The 21,069-nt window shown below is 63.3% G+C and carries 17 protein-coding genes; 10 read left to right on the plus strand and 7 right to left on the minus strand.

Annotated features, from left to right (window positions below; all coding sequences use genetic code 11):
* Nucleotides 1–110: 110 nt before the first annotated feature.
* From FSO04_RS32285 to FSO04_RS32295, 3 genes are read left to right on the plus strand one after another with little or no spacing between them, the layout of a single operon-like run.
* Complete coding sequence (locus FSO04_RS32285; protein ID WP_154565649.1) at nucleotides 111–1,517, plus strand: TolC family protein; 1,407 nt, start codon at nucleotides 111–113, stop codon at nucleotides 1,515–1,517.
* Nucleotides 1,507–2,634: an efflux RND transporter periplasmic adaptor subunit gene (locus FSO04_RS32290; protein WP_154565650.1), complete on the plus strand. Its 1,128-nt coding sequence runs from the start codon at nucleotides 1,507–1,509 to the stop codon at nucleotides 2,632–2,634. Before FSO04_RS32285 ends, FSO04_RS32290 begins: the two co-directional genes overlap by 11 nt.
* On the plus strand, nucleotides 2,631–5,681 hold the full coding sequence (locus tag FSO04_RS32295; protein WP_154565651.1) for an efflux RND transporter permease subunit: 3,051 nt from the start codon (nucleotides 2,631–2,633) through the stop codon (nucleotides 5,679–5,681). Before FSO04_RS32290 ends, FSO04_RS32295 begins: the two co-directional genes overlap by 4 nt.
* 785 nt (nucleotides 5,682–6,466) lie before the next feature.
* On the opposite strand, the gene hpnK is transcribed toward FSO04_RS32295, so the two are convergent.
* Genes hpnK through FSO04_RS32310 form a run of 3 tightly spaced genes read right to left on the minus strand, consistent with a single transcriptional unit; the run spans nucleotide 6,467 to nucleotide 8,924 of the window.
* Nucleotides 6,467–7,291 carry a hopanoid biosynthesis-associated protein HpnK gene (gene hpnK, locus FSO04_RS32300; protein ID WP_154565652.1) on the minus strand — a complete coding sequence of 275 codons (825 nt, stop codon included), beginning with the start codon at nucleotides 7,289–7,291 and terminating at the stop codon, nucleotides 6,467–6,469.
* Entirely contained in the window at nucleotides 7,281–8,570 is a 1,290-nt protein-coding gene (gene hpnI, locus FSO04_RS32305) for a bacteriohopanetetrol glucosamine biosynthesis glycosyltransferase HpnI (RefSeq protein WP_154565653.1), read from the minus strand. The genes hpnK and hpnI (FSO04_RS32305) overlap by 11 nt, the downstream gene beginning before the upstream one ends.
* Nucleotides 8,571–8,582: 12 nt before the next feature.
* Nucleotides 8,583–8,924 (minus strand): hypothetical protein, encoded by a 342-nt coding sequence (locus FSO04_RS32310; protein WP_154565654.1) that lies wholly within the window; start codon nucleotides 8,922–8,924, stop codon nucleotides 8,583–8,585.
* A 354-nt stretch (nucleotides 8,925–9,278) separates the two neighbouring features.
* Between FSO04_RS32310 and FSO04_RS32315 the strand changes: the two genes are divergently transcribed.
* Nucleotides 9,279–9,938, plus strand: coding sequence for a response regulator (locus tag FSO04_RS32315; protein ID WP_154565655.1), 660 nt, complete (start codon nucleotides 9,279–9,281; stop codon nucleotides 9,936–9,938).
* A complete protein-coding gene (locus tag FSO04_RS32320; RefSeq protein WP_154565656.1) occupies nucleotides 9,938–11,341 on the plus strand; it encodes an ATP-binding protein in 1,404 nt (467 codons plus the stop codon). The genes FSO04_RS32315 and FSO04_RS32320 overlap by 1 nt, the downstream gene beginning before the upstream one ends.
* 10 nt (nucleotides 11,342–11,351) lie before the next feature.
* Here FSO04_RS32320 and FSO04_RS32325 read toward each other — a convergent pair whose 3' ends face one another.
* From FSO04_RS32325 to hpnJ, 3 genes are all read right to left on the minus strand, one after another.
* Nucleotides 11,352–12,377, minus strand: a complete 1,026-nt coding sequence (locus FSO04_RS32325) for a flippase-like domain-containing protein (RefSeq protein WP_154565662.1) — start codon at nucleotides 12,375–12,377, stop codon at nucleotides 11,352–11,354.
* A gap of 77 nt (nucleotides 12,378–12,454) precedes the next feature.
* Nucleotides 12,455–13,639: a bacteriohopanetetrol glucosamine biosynthesis glycosyltransferase HpnI gene (gene hpnI / locus FSO04_RS32330; protein ID WP_168435923.1), complete on the minus strand. Its 1,185-nt coding sequence runs from the start codon at nucleotides 13,637–13,639 to the stop codon at nucleotides 12,455–12,457.
* Nucleotides 13,636–15,057 (minus strand): hopanoid biosynthesis associated radical SAM protein HpnJ, encoded by a 1,422-nt coding sequence (gene hpnJ / locus FSO04_RS32335; RefSeq protein WP_154565657.1) that lies wholly within the window; start codon nucleotides 15,055–15,057, stop codon nucleotides 13,636–13,638. The genes hpnI (FSO04_RS32330) and hpnJ overlap by 4 nt, the downstream gene beginning before the upstream one ends.
* Nucleotides 15,058–15,472: 415 nt before the next feature.
* Between hpnJ and FSO04_RS32340 the strand changes: the two genes are divergently transcribed.
* The 3 genes from FSO04_RS32340 to FSO04_RS32350 all read left to right on the plus strand — a co-directional run bounded on the left by FSO04_RS32340 (nucleotide 15,473) and on the right by FSO04_RS32350 (nucleotide 18,248).
* Entirely contained in the window at nucleotides 15,473–16,534 is a 1,062-nt protein-coding gene (locus FSO04_RS32340) for an aliphatic sulfonate ABC transporter substrate-binding protein (RefSeq protein ID WP_154565658.1), read from the plus strand.
* A gap of 101 nt (nucleotides 16,535–16,635) precedes the next feature.
* Nucleotides 16,636–17,475 carry an ABC transporter permease gene (locus tag FSO04_RS32345; RefSeq protein WP_154565664.1) on the plus strand — a complete coding sequence of 280 codons (840 nt, stop codon included), beginning with the start codon at nucleotides 16,636–16,638 and terminating at the stop codon, nucleotides 17,473–17,475.
* A gap of 47 nt (nucleotides 17,476–17,522) precedes the next feature.
* Nucleotides 17,523–18,248, plus strand: a complete 726-nt coding sequence (locus FSO04_RS32350; protein WP_233465047.1) for an ABC transporter ATP-binding protein — start codon at nucleotides 17,523–17,525, stop codon at nucleotides 18,246–18,248.
* 100 nt (nucleotides 18,249–18,348) lie between these two features.
* On the opposite strand, the gene FSO04_RS32355 is transcribed toward FSO04_RS32350, so the two are convergent.
* A complete protein-coding gene (locus FSO04_RS32355) occupies nucleotides 18,349–18,552 on the minus strand; it encodes a cold-shock protein (RefSeq protein ID WP_007181784.1) in 204 nt (67 codons plus the stop codon).
* Between the two features lie 311 nt (nucleotides 18,553–18,863).
* Between FSO04_RS32355 and FSO04_RS32360 the strand changes: the two genes are divergently transcribed.
* Both FSO04_RS32360 and FSO04_RS32365 read left to right on the plus strand, forming a co-directional pair.
* Entirely contained in the window at nucleotides 18,864–20,309 is a 1,446-nt protein-coding gene (locus FSO04_RS32360) for an NAD-dependent succinate-semialdehyde dehydrogenase (RefSeq protein ID WP_154565660.1), read from the plus strand.
* Between the two features lie 127 nt (nucleotides 20,310–20,436).
* Nucleotides 20,437–21,021, plus strand: coding sequence for a GNAT family N-acetyltransferase (locus FSO04_RS32365; protein ID WP_154565661.1), 585 nt, complete (start codon nucleotides 20,437–20,439; stop codon nucleotides 21,019–21,021).
* Nucleotides 21,022–21,069: the final 48 nt, after the last annotated feature.

Consider the following 21,069-nt stretch of genomic DNA (forward strand, 5'->3'; position numbering starts at 1 on the left):
GGGACGCTTAATGTCCGTTAAGCGTTCCTTAAGCTCCATATCAGCAGAATCGGCACCTGTTCTGCGACATCCGCTCGCGGCTGCCCCATCTATTGTTCAGGAGCCGGATTTTGCCCGTTTTCAACGCCGCCGCAGCCGCACGGTTGCGCGTGCTCGTGCCGATCTGCGCGATGCTGCTCGGCGGGTGCTCGTGGTATCACCGCGAGCCACTCGCACCGCAGGATACGTCGACCTCGGCCCGCTCGCTCGAACGCATCCAGATCGATCCGTCCACCATGCCGCTGCCCGAACTGGCCGCGCATCGCTTCGATCCGTCCGACGGGCTCGACATCGACGAAGTCGCGATGCTTGCAGTGGCGAACAATCCCGACCTGAAACTGGCCCGCGACGATCTCGGCATTGCCCGGGCTCAGGCTTATTCAGCCGGACTGTTGCCCGACCCGCAACTGAGCGTATCGAGCGATTATCCGGGCGCGGCCGGCGCGACGCGCGCATTCAATTACGGTCTGAGCATCGACGTGATGGCGATCGTGCTGCGCAGCGCGAACAAACAATCCGCCGACGCGACGGTAGCCAAAACCGATCTCGGGCTGCTGTGGCAGGAATGGCAGATCGTCGCCCAGGCGCGGCAGTTGTTCATCAAGACGCGCTTCCAGCAGGACACGCTGCCGCTGCTGCAACAGCAGCGCGACCTCGCGCGCACGCGTTACGAGCGCATGGCCGAAGCGCGCCGCGACGGCAATCTGACCGACGACACGCTGACCGCCGCGCTCACCGCCTACAGCGACGCACGCAAGCAATACACGGACGCCGAACGGGCCGCGGAACAGACGCATCACGATCTGAACGCGCTGCTCGGCCTCTCGCCGGGGGTGCAGTTGCAGCTCACCGGCAACGAAGACGCGACCGAATTGCCCGATGCGACGCTCGACGCGGCGCTCGCCAAACTCGCGCAGCGCCGTCCGGATCTGATCGCGCTGCAGGCGGGCTATGAAGCGCAGGAGCAGAAATACCGCGCGGCGATTCTCAGCCAGTTTCCGAGTCTTTCAGTGGGTTTCGTGCGCGCGCGCGACACCTCGAACATCTACACCAGCGGCTTCCAGATCAATCTGAGTTTGCCGATCTTCAACCGCAATCAAGGCAACGTCGCGATCGAAAAAGCGACGCGTCAGCGCCTGCGCGACGAATATCAGTCACGCCTGAATCAGGCTTATGCCGATGTCGCTCATATGCGCGCGGACAGCGTGATTCTCACGCGGCAGTTGCAGCAGACCGAGGCCGCGCTGCCCGATGTCGACCTTGCCGCGCAGCATGCAGCCACGGCCTACGCGCAGCACGAACTCGTGCTCGGTGCCTACACCGATGCAGAAAGCGCCGCGCTCACCAAACGTGTCGACGTCGCCACGCTGCGCGAATCGCTCGCCGAACAACGCGTCGGCTTGCAGGCATTGCTGGGCAGCGCGATCCCCGACGCCTTTTCCTCCGCTCAGACCTTCACCGACACTCATGCGAAATAGTCCACTTGCGGCGCGGCGACCGCGCATTGCCACTTATGCGACTTCTCTCGCCTGCGCTGCACTGATGAGCATCGGCGCGCATGCGGCCGGTGCGGCCAGTGCGTCCGCCGGCGACGATGCGGCCGACCAATCCGTCGTATCTGTGCAAACCGTGCGGGTGCAGCGCGCCGTCATCGCGCAACCGGTCCGCGCGTATGGCATCGTCGCGGCGTCCGCGTCGAACCTGACCACGGTTAATCTGCCGTACGTCGCGCGTATCGCGCAAATGCGCGTGCAAGCCGGACAGAGCGTGACGCGCGGCACGCCGCTTTTCGTCGTGCAGGCCGATCCAGCCGCAGTGCTCGCCGCCACCCAGGCGAAAAGCGCGGTAACGCTGGCGCAAGGCGAACTGGCGCGCACGCAATCGCTGTACGACAAAGGGCTCGCCACGCAATCGCAACTCGCCACGGCCCGCAAGGCTGCCGAGGACGCGCAGCAGGCGCTCGCGGCGCAAAACCAGACCGGTGTCGCGGGCGGCAACAAGATCATCGCGGCGCCGATCGACGGCGTGGTTTTGCAGGTATCGGCGGCACAGGGCGATCAGGTGCAGCCCGGCGCCGCGATCCTGCAACTGGCCGGCGGTAACGGCAAGGATGCGCGCGCGAACGTCATGCTCAGCGTCGAGCCGTCGGACATCCCTGCTATCCATGCCGGCGACACGGTCACGTTGCACGGCCTGTCCACCACGCTCGCGAAGACCGCGGCAGACGGCCACGTGGTGCTGGTCGGGGCGTCGGTCGATCAGCAAAGCCAGCTCGTCAACGTCGGTGCGAACGTTCCGCTCGGACAGAGCGCATTCATTCCGGGCACGCGTGTCAGCGCCGACATCGCGACCCGCAGCGGCACGCATTGGGTGGTGCCGCGTGCCGCCGTGCTGAAAGACGACAAAGGCGCGTACGTCTTCCAGATCACGCCGCAAAACAAGGCGCGCCGCGTGGCCGTGGTCACGCAGGTCGAGAACGGCGACCGCTACGGCGTGGACGGCCCGATCGACGGCGCAGAAGGCCTCGTCGTCAGCGGCAACTATGAGTTGAAGGACGGCATGGCGGTGCGGGCTGCTGGAGGCGCGCCGCGATGAATTTCGGTCAATGGATGCAGAAGCACCGGCGTTCGCTGCTGTTCGTGATCGCGCTGCTGGCGATCGCAGGCGCGCTGACCGCGTTTCGTCTGCCGATCTCGCTGTTCCCGAACGTCGCGTTTCCACGCGCCGTCGTCGCGCTCGACGCGGGCGACCGCCCCGCCGAACAGATGGCCACGCTTGTCACGATGCCGGTCGAAGAGGCGCTGCGTCGCGTGCCGAACGTACGCGATGTTGAATCGACCACGAGCCGCGGCTCGGCGGAAATCTCGATCAATTTCGACTGGGGCACCGACATGGCGCAAGCCACGTTGCAGGCGCAGTCGGCGATCAGCGAGATCCTCGCGACGCTGCCGCAAGGCACCTCGATGCAGGTGCGGCGCATGGACCCGACCGTTTTCCCGGTGCTCGCGTATAGCCTGACGTCGGACCAGCAGTCATTGTCGGCGCTGCACGATCTTGCGCAGTTCCAGATGCGGCCGTTGCTGTCGTCCGTGGAAGGCGTTGCTCGCGTCGAAGTGACCGGTGGCGCGCAGGACGAATTCGAAGTCGCGATCGATCCGGCGCGCCTCGCCGCCTACAAGGTCTCGCTCTCGGACGTGTCGAAAGCGATCGGCGCGAGCAACGTGCTGATGGCCACCGGCCGCATCGAGGATCACTACAAGTTGTACCTCGTGATTGCCAACACCACGATCACGCAACTCGACGAACTGCGCAACGTGGTGGTGTCGACCAACGGTGCAACGCAAATCCGCCTCGGCGACATCGCGACAGTCCGTCAGGGTGTCGCGCCGCAATGGATGCGCGTCACCGCCGATGGCCACGACGCCGTGTTGCTTAACGTCTTCCAGCAGCCAGGCGCGAACAGCGTGGCGATGGCCAAGGCGATCCGTGCGAGGCTCGCTGACTTCCAGCATCAGATGCCGGCGGGCGTGCATCTCTCGAACTGGTACGACCAGAGCGAACTGGTGATCGCCTCGGCGACCAGCGTACGCGACGCGATCATGATCGGCGTGGTGCTGGCCGCGTTCACGCTGTTTGCCTTCCTGCGCAACTGGAAGATCACCGCGATTGCGGTCGCGCTGGTGCCGGTCGTGATGGCCGCGACGATTCTGCTGCTCGACGTGTTCGGCATGGGCTTCAACATCATGACGCTTGGCGGGATGGCGGCCGCGGTCGGCCTCGTGATCGACGACGCCATCGTGATGATCGAGCACATCGTGCGACGCATGCGCGAAGGCGGCGCGCACAAGTTCCATGGCCGCGTGATGGCGGCGGCGCTCGAATTCACGCGGCCGCTTGCCGGGTCGTCGGCGGCGACGCTGATCATTTTCGTGCCGCTCGCGTTTCTGTCGGGCGTGACGGGCGCGTTCTTCAAGGCGCTTTCGGTGACGATGGCAAGCGCCCTGTTCATTTCGTTTCTCGTCACATGGCTCGCGGTGCCGATTCTGTGCGACCACTGGCTGAAGCCGAAGGACGCCGAGGAACACAAGGAAACCCGCTTCGCTTCATGGATGAACCGGCGCTACGGCTATCTGATTGAGCACGTCACGGCACGTCCGATTCTCGTGCTGCTCGGCCTGCTGCCGCTGATCGTGGTGGCCGCGTTCGCTTTCACGCGAGTAGGCAGCGGCTTCATGCCGAGCATGGACGAAGGCGGTTTCGTGCTCGACTATCACACCGAGCCGGGCACGTCCGTCACGGAAACCGACCGCTTGATGAAGCAGATCGAGGGCATCATCCGCGCGAATCCGAACGTTGCAACTTACTCTCGCCGCACCGGCGCCGGTCTCGGCGGCGACCTGAACGAGCCCAACAAGGGCGACTTCTTCGTGCGCTTGAAATCGACTGGCCGCGAGCCGATCGAAACGGTGATGGAAGAAATCCGCTCGAAGGTCGAAACGCAGGTGCCCGGCGTGAATATCGAGCTCGCGCAACTGATGGAGGACCTGATCGGCGACCTGACCGCGGTGCCCCAGCCGGTGCAGATAAAAATCTATTCCGACGATCAGAACACGCTCGACACCACCGCACGCAAGGTAGCCGCGCAGATCGGCAAGATTCAAGGCGTGGTGGACGTGAACGACGGCATCAATCCGGCGGGCGACGCGCTCGAATTGCACATCCGGCCGGAGGCCGCGGCGGCCGAGGGCATGGACCCGCAGTCGATTGCACAGGCCGTGTCCGACATGGTGGAAGGCAACGTTGCGACGCAATTCCAGACCGGACCGAAGACGGTGGGCGTGCGGGTGCGCGTGGCGGGCGCACTGAAGCTAACCGATACGCAACTGGGGCTGTTGCAGATTCGCGCACCGGACGGCCATCTGTTCGCGCTGAACCGTGTTGCCGATCAGGTGACGGTGACTGGCCAGCCGGAGATCAGCCGCGACAACCTCAAGCGGATGGTGGCGGTGACGGCGCGTATCGATGGCCGCGATCTGGGCTCGACGATCGCTGACGTACAGAAGACGCTGAGCGACAAGAGCTTGTTGCCGACCGGTGTGTATTACGAACTGGGCGGTTTGTACCAGCAGCAGCAGATTGCTTTCAAGGGTTTGTTGACCGTGTTTGGTGCTGCGATTGCGTTGGTGTTTGGGTTGCTGCTGTTTCTGTACGAACGCTTCCGGGTTGCGTTGGCGGTGATGGCGATGCCTTTGCTGGCTGCCGGTGCGGTGTTTATTGGGCTGTGGATGACCGGTATCGAGTTGAACATCTCCGCAATGATGGGGATGACGATGATTATCGGTATCGTGACTGAGGTGGCGATCTTTTATGTATCGGAGTTGCAGGGGTTGATACGGGATGAAGGTATTGGGTTTGAGGAGGCGCTGATCGCGGCTGGGCGGAATCGGTTGCGGCCGATTGCCATGACCACTATTGCGGCTATTTTGGCGCTGTTGCCGCTTGCTTTTGCCCTCGGGCAGGGGGCTGCTATGCAGCAGCCTTTGGCGGTTGCTATTATTTCTGGGTTGATTGTGCAGTTGCCGTTGGTGTTGTTGTTGTTGCCTGTTTTGTTGAAGTTGTTGATGAGGAAGGGGCCCATTTAATGGGCGGGTTTTTGCCTTCGCGGCGCTTGTTGTCCGTGTTCCTGGGGTGTTGGCCTTTCCTTGATTTGTTAGTGGTCTATTAGCGTTGCCCCTGTGCGGGGCGGCACCTACTTCTCTTTGCCGGCTGCAAAGAGAAGTAGGCAAGAGAAAGCAGCTCAAACCGCTAATTCTAAGTGGGGCCCGTGGTCTGCCACGGGTAGTGGTGCATCTGGAATCTGGATTCGTGCACCTGCATGCGCCAGTGACAAGGGCGTCATACTTCCGGCGGCGCTGCGCGCGCCGAAGAGCACTTCTTAAAACCACCCGCTGCGTTTTGGCGCCCACGCCTCGCCACCGGGCCGTGGGTCGTCCTTGTACCGCCGCAGCCGCGACCGTGATTGCGGGGCACCGACAAATCATTTGAAGTGGAGGTTCCCGGGTGAATGCAGGAGCGCCTCGCCGAGGCGAAGCCGACGGCCCCTGCTGCGCCCAACCGAAGCCGCTGGTTTCCCATGCAGACCCGTCCGCGACGCACGTAGTGCGGAGTGGGAGCTGATGAGTCCTTTGTCACTAACGCGGAATGTGCGAGAACACGGATTCCAGATGCACCACTACCCGTAGCAGACCACGGTGCCCACTTAGTAGTAGCGGTTTGAGCTGCTTTCTCTTGCTTACTTCTCTTTGCAGCCGGCAAAGAGAAGTAAGTGCCGCCCCGCACAGGGGCAACGCTAATAGACCACTAACAAAACAAGGAAAGGCCAAAGCCCTAAGAACACTGACAAGCAAGCGCCGCGCAGGCAAAGAAATCAAACCCTGAGCACATCCCCAAACCCACCAACCCGAGCCCCCAAATGCCGAATCGCATCGGCAACCCTTGGCGACAACAGCGCCTGGAGCTCCTCGGCGTGCCGATAATCCCTCATCCCATGACTCAAAACCCGATCACCAGCAAACGCCGGATGACAATAAATCTCCCCCACCCCATGTGGCAAATCGGCAAGCGCAGCAAGCCACGCAACCTCATCCATCCGCCCACTATTAGCAATCCCAACAACATAATCGTTGTGCACGATCCCAGCCCGATCCAACCTCGCCCGCACCCATGAAATCCACGGCCGCAACCATAGCGGCGCACCAACCTCGAACGGCAAACGCATCGCCCGCATCCCGTACTCGCGGCCAATCTCCAGAATCAACCCAAGCACCGTCGGATGCAAATGAAAATGCTTGTGCGTGTTGACGTGATCGAGCGTCAACCCCGTGCTCGCAAAAGCGTCGAACTGCGCGCGAATTTCTCGCGCCAACTGTCTGCGAACGTGCGGCAAAAAGAAAAACCGCACCCCGTCCCGCACCATGTTGTCGCCAAAGCGGCCATGCTCGTCGAGCAACGCGGCAATCCCCGCGCGCGGCGTAACCGCGTCGCCATCGGCCAGCACCAGATGCAGACCGACCCGCAACCCCGGGAGTTCGCGAGCACGCGCCACCGCATCGGCCGCGGCAGGCGCGCCGATCATCAGGCTCGCGGCCGTCAACACGCCGTGCCGGTGCGCCTGCTCGACCGCCAGATTCACCCGGGGATGCAGGCCGAAATCGTCGGCAGTAACGATCAGGCCGCGTGGCTCAGCCGCCATCCGAAGTCTCCATGACATCAATCACACCCAATGCCTTCGCGCGCGTCGTCGATGCGGAGGCCTCAACCGGCACGCGTGCGCCACGCCACACCACATGCGAGCCGAACGCGCCCGCGAGCCATTGCAGTGCCAGCAAGGTATCGCGCAACGGCACGAGCGGCAAGTCGCGCCAGAAAGTACGTTCGTGACGCGCGGAACGCAGATGCATCAGCATGCGCGCAGCAAGCCCGGCCGCCGTGCTGGCGCCGCTCACCAGTGCCGCCCACAGATGCACGCCGGCGGACGGTCCGTTCGCGAGACTGCATGTAAGCCACGCGCCGGCCACGAGCCAGGGCGTCGGAAACGTGATGAACAGAAATGCAAAGCCAAGCGTGTTCACCGAGCGGATCGTGCGCAGCCAACGCGTCTCACGCTGCCACAAGGCGGAAAAAGTCGGCTCGATGACATCGGTGGCCACCATCACGCGCGAAAGCACCGTGCTCAGCCCAAGCGCACGCACGTGTTCGGCAAGCCAGTAATCATCCGCGAGGCAGTTTTTCAGCGCGGCGAAACCGCCGATGCGCTCGAGCGTCGCGCGGCGTAAGGCAAGCGTCGCGCCGAAACCGAAGCGGCGCGACCCGGCCGCATGCGCGACCCGCACCGACGGCGCGAACCACTCGTTGATGAACAGCGCGCCGACCCGCGGCCAGAAACCGCCGACGCCTTGCGCCACGTAGAGACAGGTCACCACCCCCACGCGCGGATCGGCGAGCGGCGCCGCCACGGTGTCGAGATAGTCCGCTTCGACGGCGATGTCGCTATCCGCGATCACGATCAGGTCATGGCGCGCCCGCTCCGCCATATTGATCAGATTGCTGACCTTGAGATTGCTGCCGTGCACGCGCGTATCGATCGCGAGCTCGATGTCGTGCATCGGATAGGCGGCCTGCAAACGGCGCACCACGGCGATGGCGGGATCGTCCGGCGAAGAGACACCGAGGACGAGCTGGAAATGCCCGTGGCGCTGGTCGCAGAAGGTTCTGAGATTTTCGTAGAGACGCGGCTCGGCGCCGCACAGCGGCTTGAGCACGCTGACGCCGACATTCGTGAAAGGAGGCAGAGAATGCGAAGCCCGGGCGGCGGCACTGGCGGCAGCCGGGACGCTAGCGACCGTTGCGCGCGCCCCGCGGCGCACCGTGAAGAACGGCATCGCCACCGCTGCCAGCATCGCATAGAGCGAGGCCGAGACGCAGCCGGATAACAGGATCCATTGGCATGCTGTCAATGCGTGCGCCACCATCGCCTGTAGCCGTCAGTGCCCGGCGAGCACGAACGGTTTGCCGGTAAAGCGTAGATGAAGAACGACGAACCAGCGCCGCGGACAGTCCGCCTCAATCAACACCGGCCGGCCGGCGAGCGTGGCGTACTGGCCCTGAATCGCGAGGTCGAAAGCGGCCTGCGCGAATAGGCGCATCACGATGACACCGCTCACGATCAGCGCGAGAGCAAGAGTCTGAAACCCCATGGAACTGAAGACCTGCTGCGAAACCGGCAGCACCAGCAGTGCCAGTAAAGCGAGCGCTTCGGTACCCATGGCCGTAAGCGAAGCCGCCATTAGATGGGCTCGCAGCATGTCGGTGGTGACTGGCTTCATGGCGTGGTCTCGTGACCTGAAGGAACGCGCGGCATCGTGCAGTGGCGCGATTCGCCGGCACCTGCGCCGGTAAAACGCGCCGACAGAAGCGCCAACCGTACATTCCATCGATGTGCTTACGATTAAGTTGCGATGACCTGACAACATGACGTAGTTCGCGCGCCCATGTCGAGCCACGCGACAGTTACCTGCTGAGGGGCGATAGTAGCGATTCAAGCTGAAGGAAACCTTAAGCAAGAAAGAGGTATAAAGCGTCCAATGAACATGATAGCTACACTTCGGGTGTGTGACTCGGCGCTTGCTTAAAAAAACTGTCACCGCCATGCAATAGACATAAAACGGAATCTCTCCCCCATGCGCGTACTCCTCGTAGAAGACGACGACCTGATCGGCTGCGGTATTGAAGCGGGACTGCGTCAAGCCGGTTTCACGGTCGATTGGGCCCGCGACGGCCACAAGGCCAGTCTCGCCCTCGACACCACCGCCTATGCGCTGGTCCTGCTCGATCTCGGCTTGCCCAGGGTTTCGGGTATGGACCTGCTGAGGCGGCTGCGCGACGCCGGCAAGGACGTGCCGGTGCTCGTGCTGACCGCCAAGGGCACCGTGGTGGACCGCGTCGGCGGCCTCGAAGCAGGCGCCGACGACTACCTCGGCAAGCCCTTCGACCTGACCGAGCTGATTGCCCGGTGCCGGGCCCTGCTGCGCCGCGCGCAGGGGCGCAGCGTCGAGCTGATCCGCTATCAGGATCTGACGGTCAATCCCGCCGCGCAAACCGTCGAAGTCGGCAATACGCGCGTGCCCCTCACCTCGCGCGAATGGGCCATCCTGATGCAGTTGCTGACCAATCAGGGCATTCCCCAGTCGCGCTCGCGCCTCGAAGAGAGTTTGTATGGATGGCAGGAAGAAATCGAAAGTAATGCGATCGAGGTCCATGTGTCCAACCTGCGCAAAAAGCTCGGCGCCAAGCTGATCAGAACCGTACGCAATATCGGCTACGTGGTGGAGAAAGCGTAATGTCGGCATCGATACGCCGCCGTCTGATGATGCTGGTCCTGGCCAGCATCGTGCTGATGTGGGGCATCGCGCTGATCTCGAGCTATCGTCAGGCCACGCGCGAAGTCGGCGAATGGGAAGGAGCGCGCCTCGCGGAGCTCGCGCAAATCCTCGCGCTGCTCGACGAGCGCAATCTGACCACCCTGGCCAATGCGCGCATCGACGTGCGCGAAGAAGAAAAAGGCGGCGAACCCGGCGCGAACAACAGCGACGACGACGATTCCCTGCCGCGCGACGCGCTATTCCAGGTGCGCGGCGCGAACGGCGAGGTGCTGGCGGGCAGCCCGCAATTGCGCGCGCTGCAAGCATGGGATTTACCGGTGCCGCCCGCCAGCGGCGCACAAAACATGACGCTGGGTGGTCAGATGTGGCACACGTTCACCTTGCGCGACACCGCGCTCGGCCACACGGTGCGCGTGTTCGAACCGGCCAATACCCGCAGCGATCTGGTGAGCGGCGTCGCGAGCCGGATCGCCCGCCCTACGCTGCTCGCGCTGCCGGTGCTGGCGCTGCTGGTATGGTTCAGCATCGGCTGGAGCCTGGTGCCGCTCAAGGTCCTCTCCGGCGCCATTCGCGCGCGCGATATCAACCGGCTGGAACCGGTCGATATTGGCCGCGCGCCGACCGAGGTGCGCCCGCTCGTCGACGCGATCAATCTGGTGCTGTCGCGCTTGCGGCACTCTATCGAACGCGAGCGCGCGTTTACCGCCGACGCCGCCCATGAGCTGAAGACGCCGCTCGCCGCCATCAAGGTGCAGGCGCAGGTCGCGCTGGCCGAATCGGATACCGCGTTACAGCGGCTGGCAATGGAACGCGTGGTGCAAGGCGTCGACCGCAGCGCGCGGCTCGCGGAGCAGTTGCTGCTGCTCGCGCGTCTGGATGCGCACGAAACGCTCGCCACATCGCCACTCAGACCCGCGACCGTGGCGAAAGACGCGCTGCTTGCCAACGAACCCAATGCGCAGCAAAAGGACATTCGCGTGGCGCTCACCGGCGACATGCGCGCAGAGATCAATGCGGAGCCCGTGCTGATGGGTATCCTGCTCGACAATCTGCTCGATAACGCGATCAAATATGGCCGCACCGGCGGCAGCATCGAGGTCGCAGTGCAGTATGACGCGGGCCGGGTGCAGCTCACCGTGCGCGACGACGGCCCCGGCGTCGCGCCTAGCGACCTCGCGCGCCTCACAAACCGGTTTTTCCGCGCGACCGGCAATCAGGCCACCGGCAGCGGGCTGGGCCTGTCGATCGTCGCGAGGATCGCCGAGCATTTCGGTGCGAACCTGCATCTCGGCACAGGGATCGGCGAGCGCGGTCTGGCGGTGGAAGTGTCGTTTCCCGCTTATGCGGGAGCGGAAGAATGAAGGTGTTGTACTAGCGCTGGCTGGCTTCGCCCACGACCGTCCGCCCTGCTGATTCCGCCCGCTTCGGCTCGCGATTGCCCGACTCGGCAAATTGCCACGCAATGAGTCCGGGCACGAAGACCAGCAGATCGCGAATGCGCCTCGCGCCGGCGAGCGCGAGGCAGATGGAAGGATCGAGACCCAGCGCGCCGCCGATCAGAATGAAACCGCCCTCCTGCACGCCCAGACCGCCCGGCACAAAGAACGCCGCACTGCTGATCGCCTGGATCAGCGATTCGATCACCACCGCCTCGACCAGCGTGACGTGCACGCCGAGAAAGTACAGCGCGAGCCAGATTTCGAGCGACGTCAGGAAGCACTGCAGCGGTTGCCAGAAGAACAGATAGCGCAGCACCACGCCGCGCCGGCGCCAGATCAGCTTGATGGCCTGGTCGATCTGAGCGGATTGTCCGACGAGCGCGGCAAGCTTGCCGCTCGTCATCCGATTGAGCGCGCGTGTGATGCGCTCGAACGGGCTGGCATGCTGCACGAGTGCGAACAGCACCAGTAGCGGCGTGAGCACCACCACGCCCCACGCCAGTTGCCCGGCGAGCCGCAGCGTGTCGGAGTGCGCATGCGCGAACAGAAAACCGATGCCGACCATCGTAAACAGCAACTGGCTGATCACCGTGAGCTGCATATCGACGATGATGCTGCCGACCGCCGTAGACGGCCGCACGCCCCAGCGCTTGAGCATCCGGAACGACACCACCTCGCCGCCGATACGCGCCACCGGCAACATGCAATTGACAGATTCGCGCACCCAGACCAGATGCAGCATATTGGCAATGCTGGGCCGGTTCGCGCCGCGAATCAGCGAGCGCCAGTCGCAGGCATTGGCGAGCATCGGCAGCACGTGCGCGATCGCCGCCAGCAAGAGGCCGGCGCCCGCCGCGCGCAGTGCACCAAGCACGGCGCCGGGATTGTCCTGCCAGACCAGCCACAGTGACACCAGCAAGCCGGCAAGCGCGGCGAGGCGGCCGAGATGCTTCATCATGGGGCCACCCTTCGCGCGTGCTTCAGGCACGCTGCATCGTCCTCGCAACTCCCTTCCAGATACCCGCGCTTCATTGCTTACCCAGCCTGCTGTTCATCCGTCATTCCGTCCTGCGCCGCCGACAACAGGCCGTCGCCATCCACCTTGAAACTGAAACCGCGCCAGATCACGCGCGAGGACCAGAAGCTCGCCACGAAAATCGAAAACGATACGATATCCCATAACGGCAACAGCCACAGGTCGCGATGCGCCTGCCGCAACGCGCGGTCGGACAGCAGTTTCAAAACGAGTCGGGCGCAGACGGCGACCAGCGCAAGCGACCACGCCCACCATGCGCCACCCGAGAACGCGGTGGCGAGCAACGCAAAGGCGAGCGGAAAAATCAGCACCGAGCCGAGGTGGCCAAGCGGATCGATGCTGCGAATCGTGCGGCTCCAGCGCAGTTCATGCGCGATCAGTTTCGTCGCGCTGTTTTCAACGCAGGCATGCGAGATCGTGAACGGCGGAATCACCACTTTCTCGCCGATCATGCGCACGGCCTCGCCGATCGCGTGATCCTCGGCCAGGTGCTGCACGAACGGCGTGAAGCCACCAATTTTTTCCAGCGTGTCGCGTCGCATCGCGATGCTCTGTCCAAAGCAAGGGCGTGCGAGACCGAGCGCAAGCCCCGTCACCACGCCGGGCAGGAACTGGTAGTTGGTGGCCTTGGCCGACAATCGCGGCCAGAAACCGGGATCGGGCGCACCGCGATACACGCAGGTGACGAGACCGACGCCAGGCTTCTGCAATTCGCCGACTACATTGCGCAGATAATCCGGACCGACGCTCACGTCGCTGTCGGCGAATACCAGCACGTCGTGCCGGGCCTGCGGCAGCATATTGAGGATGTTGCTGATCTTGCGGTTCGGGCCGTACAGACGCGCATCGGCGACCACGGTGATGTCCGCTTCCGGATGCAGCCGCCGCAGATCCTCGACGGCTTGCAACGCGGGGTCGGCCGAATCATGCACGCCGAACAGGAATTGCACGGGGCCCGGATAGTCCTGCTGACAGAAGCTCGAGAGATTAGTGAGCAACGCCCACTCGTTGCCGTGCAGCGGTTTGACAATCGTGACCGGCGGAAAGCTGGTCGGCTCGGACACCGCTCTCGCGAAGAACCGGCCGATCAGGGCACCCGCCAACACCGTGTAGGCGATGCCGAAAACCGCCCCCGCCGCACACGCATAGGCCAGCGTGACGGCGAGCAGATGCACGGCGCTCACGCCTCGTGGGCGCGCAGGAAGCGGAAGAATTCGACGCCTTCACGCAGGCGCCGTTTCATCATGTCCCAGCTCGTGAGCATCTCGCGCAGAATTTCCCAGATCTTCGACGGACGGAAATAGAAGCGCTTATAGAAGTTTTCGAGCTGGTGGTAGATCTCGTCACGCGACAGATGCGGATAGCCGATCGCCGCGAGCTGCACCCCCGACTTGCTGACGAGGTTGATGACCTTGTTCTCTTCCAGCCAACCGTTCTCGACCGCCTGGTTGTAAAGCGTCGTGCCGGGATACGGAGCGGCAAGCGACACCTGGATCGTATGCGGATTGATTTCCTTCGCATACTCGATGGTCTTCTGGATCGTGTCCTGCGTCTCGCCAGGCAGGCCGAGAATGAAGGTGCCGTGAATCTTGATGCCGAGCTTGCGGCAATCTTCGCTGAAGCGGCGCGCAATGTCGGTGCGCAGGCCCTTCTTGATGTTCAGCAGAATCTGGTCGTCGCCCGATTCATAGCCGACCAGCAGCAGGCGCAGGCCATTTTCCTTCATGATCTTCAGCGTCGCGTACGGCACGTTCGCCTTTGCGTTGCAGGACCACGTCACACCCAGTTTGCCGAGGCCGCGGGCGATTTCCTCGACGCGCGGCTTGAAGTCGGTGAAGGTGTCGTCGTCGAACATGATCTCCTTGACTTCAGGCATGTTGTCGCGAATCCACTTCACTTCTTCCAGCACGTTCTCGGTCGAACGCGTACGGTAGCGATGCCCGCCCACCGTTTGCGGCCACAGGCAGAACGTGCATTTCGAACGGCAGCCGCGACCCGTGTAGATCGACACGTACGGGTGTTTCAGGTAGCCGATGAAATAGTTGTCGATCGTCAGATCGCGCTTGTAGACGGGCGCCACGAACGGCAGCTCGTCCATGTTCTCCAGGATCGGGCGCGCTTCGTTGTGCTCGATCGAACCGTCTGCCGCGCGATAGCTCAGGCCTTTGATCCCGGCGAACGGCTTGCCTTCGGCGACTTCCTGGCAGGTGAAGTCGAATTCTTCACGGCAGACGAAATCGATCGCCTCGCTCGCGGTCAGCGAATTGTGCGGATCGACCGCGACCTTCGCGCCGACCATGCCGATCAGCACCGAAGGCTTGCGCTTCTTCAGGTCTTCGGCGAACAGGGCGTCGGTGGGAAAGGACGGTGTGCTGGTGTGGATCACCACCAGGTCATATTGCTGTGCTATGTCGAGCGATGCGTCGACGGACAGGCCGTCGGCGGGGGCGTCGAGTACGCGGCTATCGGGGACGAGCGCGGCGGGCTGCGCGAGCCACGTCGGATACCAGAACGAGCGCACTTCACGCTTGGCCTGATAGCGCGAACCCGCGCCACCATCGAAGCCGTCGTACGACGGCGCTTGCAAGAAGAGGGTTTTCATTAATGCTCCAGCAAGCCTTTGATCGGCGCTTTCAGTTTTCTGTCGGAAAACTATCGGAACTATTGCCCGTGGGGATGCGCGCGGGCACAGCGAATCGCGCAAATACTACGGAGCAAAGCTGAAGGAAACCTTAAGAAAAATACTCCCGGCCCACATTGTTCTAAGTGGTTCATACCGGGCTCCGCCCCGCATGCGCTTTCGTATTTTATAGGCGAAACACATTAATTGCAGTGCCGCTGCCTGTCAGCGCGAAACATGTCTCACCCAGTCGAGCCAGCCGAGGACGAAAAATGAGCGGCCTACATCCGCCATAGCGGCCGATCTGCTTTGATTGTGAGTTTTTATTGGTTCAGTTCAGCATGCGCATTGACTACATTGACCGGTCACAACTAAACGACCATCACAGGACCAGTCAATGAAAATCCCGCGGGGCACGGCGCGCTTTTCGCTTTCTTCGATTTCCTCACACCCGCAGCATGCGAAACGTCTGCAAGCCGGCCTGAGCGCGTTGCTGATCGCGGCAACGGCCGCGCTCGCCGTCCTTGCACCGGGTATCGCACGCGCCGCGCCGCCTGCCGAACTGAAACTCGACTACGCCTACTATTCACCGGAAAGCCTCGTCATCAAGCGCAATGGCTGGCTTGAGCAGGAACTCGCGCCACAGCACACTCAGGTCAAATGGGTGCTGAGCCTCGGCAGCAATCGCGCGCTCGAATATCTGAACAGCGGCGCGATCGACATTGGTTCAACGGCGGGTCTTGCAGCCGTGCTCGCCAAAGCCAACGGCAATCCGATTCGCGCCGTATACGTTTTCTCGCGCCCCGAATGGACCGCGCTCGTGGTACGCAAGGACTCGCCGATCAAAACCCTCGCGGACCTGAAGGGCAAGAAGATCGCCGCCACCAAGGGCACGGACCCGTTCCTCTTCACCTTACGCGCACTGCATACCGCAGGCCTCTCGCGCGACGACGTGGAGATCGTCAACCTTCAGCACCCGGACGGGCGCACCGCACTCGCCAACGGCCAGGTAGACGCCTGGGCCGGCCTCGACCCGCACATGGCCGCCGCGCAAATCGACGACGGCGCGAAGCTGCTGTATCGCAACGTCGACTTCAATACGTGGGGCTTGCTCGACGCCCGCGAGGATTTCATTCGCGACCATCCCGAGACGCTCGCGCAGGTGCTCAAGGTGTACGAGAAAGCGCGCCTGTGGATCGCCGCGCATCCAGAGGAAACCGCGAAGATCATCTCGGAAGAATCGAAGCTGTCGCTGCCGGTCGCCAGACTGCAACTGAGCCGCAACGATTTCGGCCATCCGCAGCCGGGCACGCAGCAACTTGCCGCACTCAAAGCGGCCGCGCCGATTCTCGCGCAGGAGCAACTGGTGAAACCGGGCACGGATCTGAATCAGGTCATCGACGCCTTGATCGACGTGAAGACGGCGCAGCCTGTTATCGCCGCGAACAGCGGCCAGTGAGCCGGCGCGCCCACTGCCCGAGGACCCTCCGACCGACTCCCATGGCTACCGACGAATCGCTCGGACTTCAGCACCGATCGCACACAACGGATGAACGCGCGATGCATCGCGCGCCGCAAGCCGCCGATGCAACACGCGCCGCGCCGCGGCCGCGCGACCCGCTCAAGCGCTGGCGCATGGCCGGATTGATCCTGCCGCTTGCCTTTCTTGCCGTGATCGAAGTGCTGGTGCGCGCTTCGGTGTTGCCGGAGCACCTCGTGCCGGCGCCGAGCACGATTGCTGAAACGCTGTGGCAACTGGGCGGCGAGCGTCTCAGCCGCCACATCGGCGCCAGCTCGATGCGCGTACTCGCGGGTTTCGGCATCGGCTTCGCACTCGCCCTTCTGCTCGGCGCGGCAATGGGCTTGAGCCGCCGCCTCGACGCCCTTCTCGACCCTGCGTTTCAGGCACTGCGCGCGATTCCGTCGCTCGCCTGGGTGCCGATTCTGCTGCTGTGGATGGGCATTGACGAAGCGCCGAAAATCACGCTCGTTGCCATCGGCGCGTTTTTTCCGGTGCAATTGAGCGTCGTGGCCGGCATTCGTGGCGTCGACAGGAAACTGATCGAACTCGGCGAAGTCAACCGATTGAGTCCGCGGGCGCTATTCACGCGCATCCTGTTACCCGCGTCATTGCCGCAGATCTTCACCGGACTGCGCACGGGCTTGAGTCTCGCGTGGATGTTCATGGTCGCCGCCGAACTGATCGCCGCCACCCGCGGCCTCGGCTATCTGCTGAGCGATGGCCGGGAAACCGGCCGGCCCGATCTCGTGTTCGGCGCAATTCTGCTGCTCGCCCTGCTCGGCAAGCTCAGCGACAGCATCCTTAAAACGATCGAAGCGCGTGTGCTGTCATGGCGCGATACCGCGAACGACCCGTCTTCCTCACGAGGTGCGCGTTGAACGCGGCAGATCTCTTAAATCAGCCGCCGCTGCTCCAGGTTCGTGCCGTGAGCAAGCGCTACGAAGCGCGCACAGTGCTTGAACGCGTGACGTTCGGTATCGGGCGCGGGGAGATCGTCAGTCTGGTCGGCCCTAGCGGGTGCGGCAAGAGCACACTGCTGCGCGTGCTGGCGGGCCTGGATCGCGGCTTCGAGGGGGAGATTTTGCTCGACGGGCTGGCTCAACACGGCCCGTCGCCGCGCCTCGGCGTGATCTTTCAGGAGCCCCGCCTGCTGCCATGGCTGAGCGTGGCCGACAACATCGCGTTTTCCGCCGGTCCACGGCGAGGCGCGGACCCGCGTGTGGGCCAACTGCTCGATGAGGTCGGTCTGGCCGGCACCGGCGCGGCATTGCCCAAGCAGCTTTCGGGTGGCATGGCGCAACGCGTGGCGCTCGCGCGCGGCCTCTTCTCCCAGCCCGACCTGTTGCTGCTCGACGAGCCGTTCAGCGCCGTCGACGCGATGACCCGCATGCGCCTGCAGGACCTCTTGCTGTCGCTAACGCGCGCGCACGGCACGGCGGCGCTGATCGTCACGCATGATCTGGATGAGGCGCTGTATCTGTCCGATCGCGTCCTGCTGCTCAACACTGAGGGACAGCGTGGCGCCGGACGGCTGGTGTGCGACATCGACGTTGCCGCACCGTATCCGCGTGACCGGCGCGACACGGCGCTCGCCGGCGTGCGAAACGAATTGCTCGATGGGATGGGTGAGGCGCGAAACGCCTACGCGTAACCCGACTCGCGTTTTGCGTTAGAAGCGCGAGCGAATCGCGCCTGGACGCGAAAAACCACTGCCGGTCCGCCCGCCTGCGCGTGCGGACCGGTCACTGCTTTTACACCGGCTTGATGTCCGCCGCCTGCTTGCCCTTCGGTCCCTGCTTGATTTCGAAGCTGACCTTCTGGTTTTCCTGCAGCGATTTGAACCCTTCGCTGCGAATTTCCGAGAAATGGGCAAACAGATCCTCCCCACCGTCGTCCGGTGTGATAAAGCCAAAGCCCTTTGCGTCATTGAACCACTTCACTGTACCGGTTGGCATGTCGATTCCTCGTTTGCACCTTGGTTGATTGGGTTGCATTCACCGGCTCCCGCCGGTTCGTGCTACTGCTGCTTGACTTTACGCCTGTTTGCGCGGCACCGCTCAGGTAGCCCTCAGGTACCCGTTTCTGCGCCGCGGCAACCGGAGTAGCAAAGCCCGTGCCGCCCGCCGCCCGTGGGCTCAGCGCCGATGCGATCGCGCGCAATCAGATAAGATGATTGGTATCGGCAGTCCATCCTTGGCCGCGCAGGGTCAGCCCAATGCATCACGACCGCGCGAGCTATCGTTCTCCCCACTTACAGGAACCCAGCATGGCCACCTCGAGCTATACCGACACCCGTCTTCTGATCAACGGCGAGTGGTGCGACGCCGCCAGCGGCAAAACTCTCGACGTCATCAACCCCGCCACCGGCAAGGCCATCGGCAAGGTGGCTCACGCCGGCATCCCTGATCTGGATCGCGCGCTGGCCGCCGCGCAGCGCGGCTTCGAAGCCTGGCGCAAGATCCCGGCCAACGAACGCGCCACCACCATGCGCAAGGCCGCGGCCCTGGTGCGCGAGCGCGCTTCCGACATCGCCCGCCTGATGACGCAGGAACAGGGCAAGCCGTTCGCCGAGGCGCGCGTCGAAGTGCTGTCGGCGGCGGACATCATCGAGTGGTTCGCCGACGAAGGCCGCCGCGTCTACGGCCGGGTCGTGCCGCCGCGCAATCTGGCGGTGCAGCAAACTGTGCTCAAGGAGCCGATCGGCCCGGTGGCGGCCTTCACGCCGTGGAATTTCCCGGTCAATCAGGTCGTGCGCAAGCTGAGCGCGGCGCTCGCGTGCGGCTGCTCGTTCCTCGTCAAGGCGCCGGAAGAAACCCCGGCGTCGCCGGCGGCGCTGCTGCAGGCGTTCGTCGAAGCCGGCGTGCCGGCCGGTACGGTCGGCCTCGTGTTCGGCGATCCGGCGGAGATTTCCAGCTATCTGATTCCGCATCCGGTGATCCGCAAGGTCACGTTCACCGGCTCGACGCCGGTCGGCAAGCAACTGGCCGCGCTGGCCGGCACGCACATGAAGCGCGCGACGATGGAGCTGGGCGGTCATGCGCCTGTCATCGTGGCCGAAGACGCCGACGTGGCGCTGGCCATCAAGGCCGCGGGTGCCGCGAAGTTCCGCAATGCCGGCCAGGTCTGCATCTCGCCGACGCGCTTTCTGGTGCACAACAGCATTCGCGAAGAATTCGCCGCGGCGCTCGTCAAGCATGCTGAAGGCCTCAAGCTCGGCGACGGTCTGGCGGAAGGCACGACCATCGGGCCGCTCGCCAATGCGCGCCGTCTCACCGCGATGAGCAAGGTGCTCGACGACGCGCGCAAGACCGGCGCGAAGGTCGAGACGGGCGGTGAACGCGTGGGTTCGGAAGGCAACTTCTTCGCGCCAACCGTGCTGACCAACGTGTCGCTCGAATCGGACGTGTTCAACAACGAGCCGTTCGGCCCGATCGCCGCGATCCGCGGTTTCGACACGCTCGAAGAAGCGATCGCCGAGGCGAACCGTCTGCCGTTTGGTCTCGCGGGTTATGCGTTCACGAAGTCGTTCCGCAACGTGCATCTGCTGTCGCAACAGATGGAAGTCGGCATGCTGTGGATCAACCAGCCTGCCACGCCCTGGCCGGAAATGCCGTTTGGCGGCGTGAAGGATTCGGGCTATGGGTCGGAAGGCGGTCCGGAGGCGATGGAAGGTTATCTGGTTACCAAGGCGGTTTCGGTGACGGCGGCTTAAAACGCCGAAGGCCGTCATCAGGCTTTCAGGGCGAGGTTTCTGACTTCGCCCGCCTGATTGATTGCTGTGCCAGGTCCGCGAGCGCTCGTTCGCGGACTTTTTTGTTTATTGCAACTTCCCTCACGTCATGCAACCCACACTGATCGGACAGGCCGTCGAACTCAGGCCACTTCAACAGGAACACGCCCAGGCACTGCTCGACGCAGCCGTGGACGGGCAATTGTGGAATATGAAGCTGACTGTCGTGCCGGGTCCTGAAACCATCGGCAGCTATATCGCGACCGCGCTCGACGGGCGCGCGGCCGGCACGGTGATGCCGTTTGTGATCGTGAGGCGCGACACCGGGGCGATTGTCGGCAGCACGCGGTTCTGGAAGATCGATCGGATGAACCGGAAGCTGGAAATCGGCCACACGTGGCTGGGCGAATCGGTACAGCGCTCGGCGGTGAACACCGAGGCCAAGTACCTTCTGCTGAGTCAAGCGTTCGAAGCGATGCAGTGCGTGCGCGTGCAGTTCACTACCGACGAGCTCAACGAGAAATCAAGAGCGGCGATTCTGCGGATCGGCGCGAAACAGGAAGGGATTGTCCGGCACGAGCGGATCATGCCGGATGGGCGCAAGCGCAATTCCTGTCTCTTATACACATCTAAAAAAAAAAACAAGAAAAAACAATCAACCCAATCTAAAAACCAGAAGTCAATTATGATATAGTAGTTAAGAGTGCTACATGTGGAGGAGGGAAGATGGATTGACCAGACA

Origin of the sequence: Paraburkholderia madseniana, assembly GCF_009690905.1 — a bacterium.
Lineage (GTDB): Bacteria > Pseudomonadota > Gammaproteobacteria > Burkholderiales > Burkholderiaceae > Paraburkholderia > Paraburkholderia madseniana.

Bases quoted from the DNA above. Each gene is read 5' to 3' on its own strand.
- FSO04_RS32290 (WP_154565650.1), top strand. From the start codon at position 1,507: ATGCGAAATAGTCCACTTGCGGCGCGGCGACCGCGCATTGCCACTTAT.
- FSO04_RS32295 (WP_154565651.1), top strand. From the start codon at position 2,631: ATGAATTTCGGTCAATGGATGCAGAAGCACCGGCGTTCGCTGCTGTTC.
- hpnK (WP_154565652.1), bottom strand. From the start codon at position 7,291: ATGGCGGCTGAGCCACGCGGCCTGATCGTTACTGCCGACGATTTCGGC.
- hpnI (WP_154565653.1), bottom strand. From the start codon at position 8,570: ATGGTGGCGCACGCATTGACAGCATGCCAATGGATCCTGTTATCCGGC.
- FSO04_RS32310 (WP_154565654.1), bottom strand. From the start codon at position 8,924: ATGAAGCCAGTCACCACCGACATGCTGCGAGCCCATCTAATGGCGGCT.
- FSO04_RS32315 (WP_154565655.1), top strand. From the start codon at position 9,279: ATGCGCGTACTCCTCGTAGAAGACGACGACCTGATCGGCTGCGGTATT.
- FSO04_RS32320 (WP_154565656.1), top strand. From the start codon at position 9,938: ATGTCGGCATCGATACGCCGCCGTCTGATGATGCTGGTCCTGGCCAGC.
- FSO04_RS32325 (WP_154565662.1), bottom strand. From the start codon at position 12,377: ATGATGAAGCATCTCGGCCGCCTCGCCGCGCTTGCCGGCTTGCTGGTG.
- hpnJ (WP_154565657.1), bottom strand. From the start codon at position 15,057: ATGAAAACCCTCTTCTTGCAAGCGCCGTCGTACGACGGCTTCGATGGT.
- FSO04_RS32340 (WP_154565658.1), top strand. From the start codon at position 15,473: ATGAAAATCCCGCGGGGCACGGCGCGCTTTTCGCTTTCTTCGATTTCC.
- FSO04_RS32345 (WP_154565664.1), top strand. From the start codon at position 16,636: ATGCATCGCGCGCCGCAAGCCGCCGATGCAACACGCGCCGCGCCGCGG.
- FSO04_RS32355 (WP_007181784.1), bottom strand. From the start codon at position 18,552: ATGCCAACCGGTACAGTGAAGTGGTTCAATGACGCAAAGGGCTTTGGC.
- FSO04_RS32360 (WP_154565660.1), top strand. From the start codon at position 18,864: ATGGCCACCTCGAGCTATACCGACACCCGTCTTCTGATCAACGGCGAG.
- FSO04_RS32365 (WP_154565661.1), top strand. From the start codon at position 20,437: ATGCAACCCACACTGATCGGACAGGCCGTCGAACTCAGGCCACTTCAA.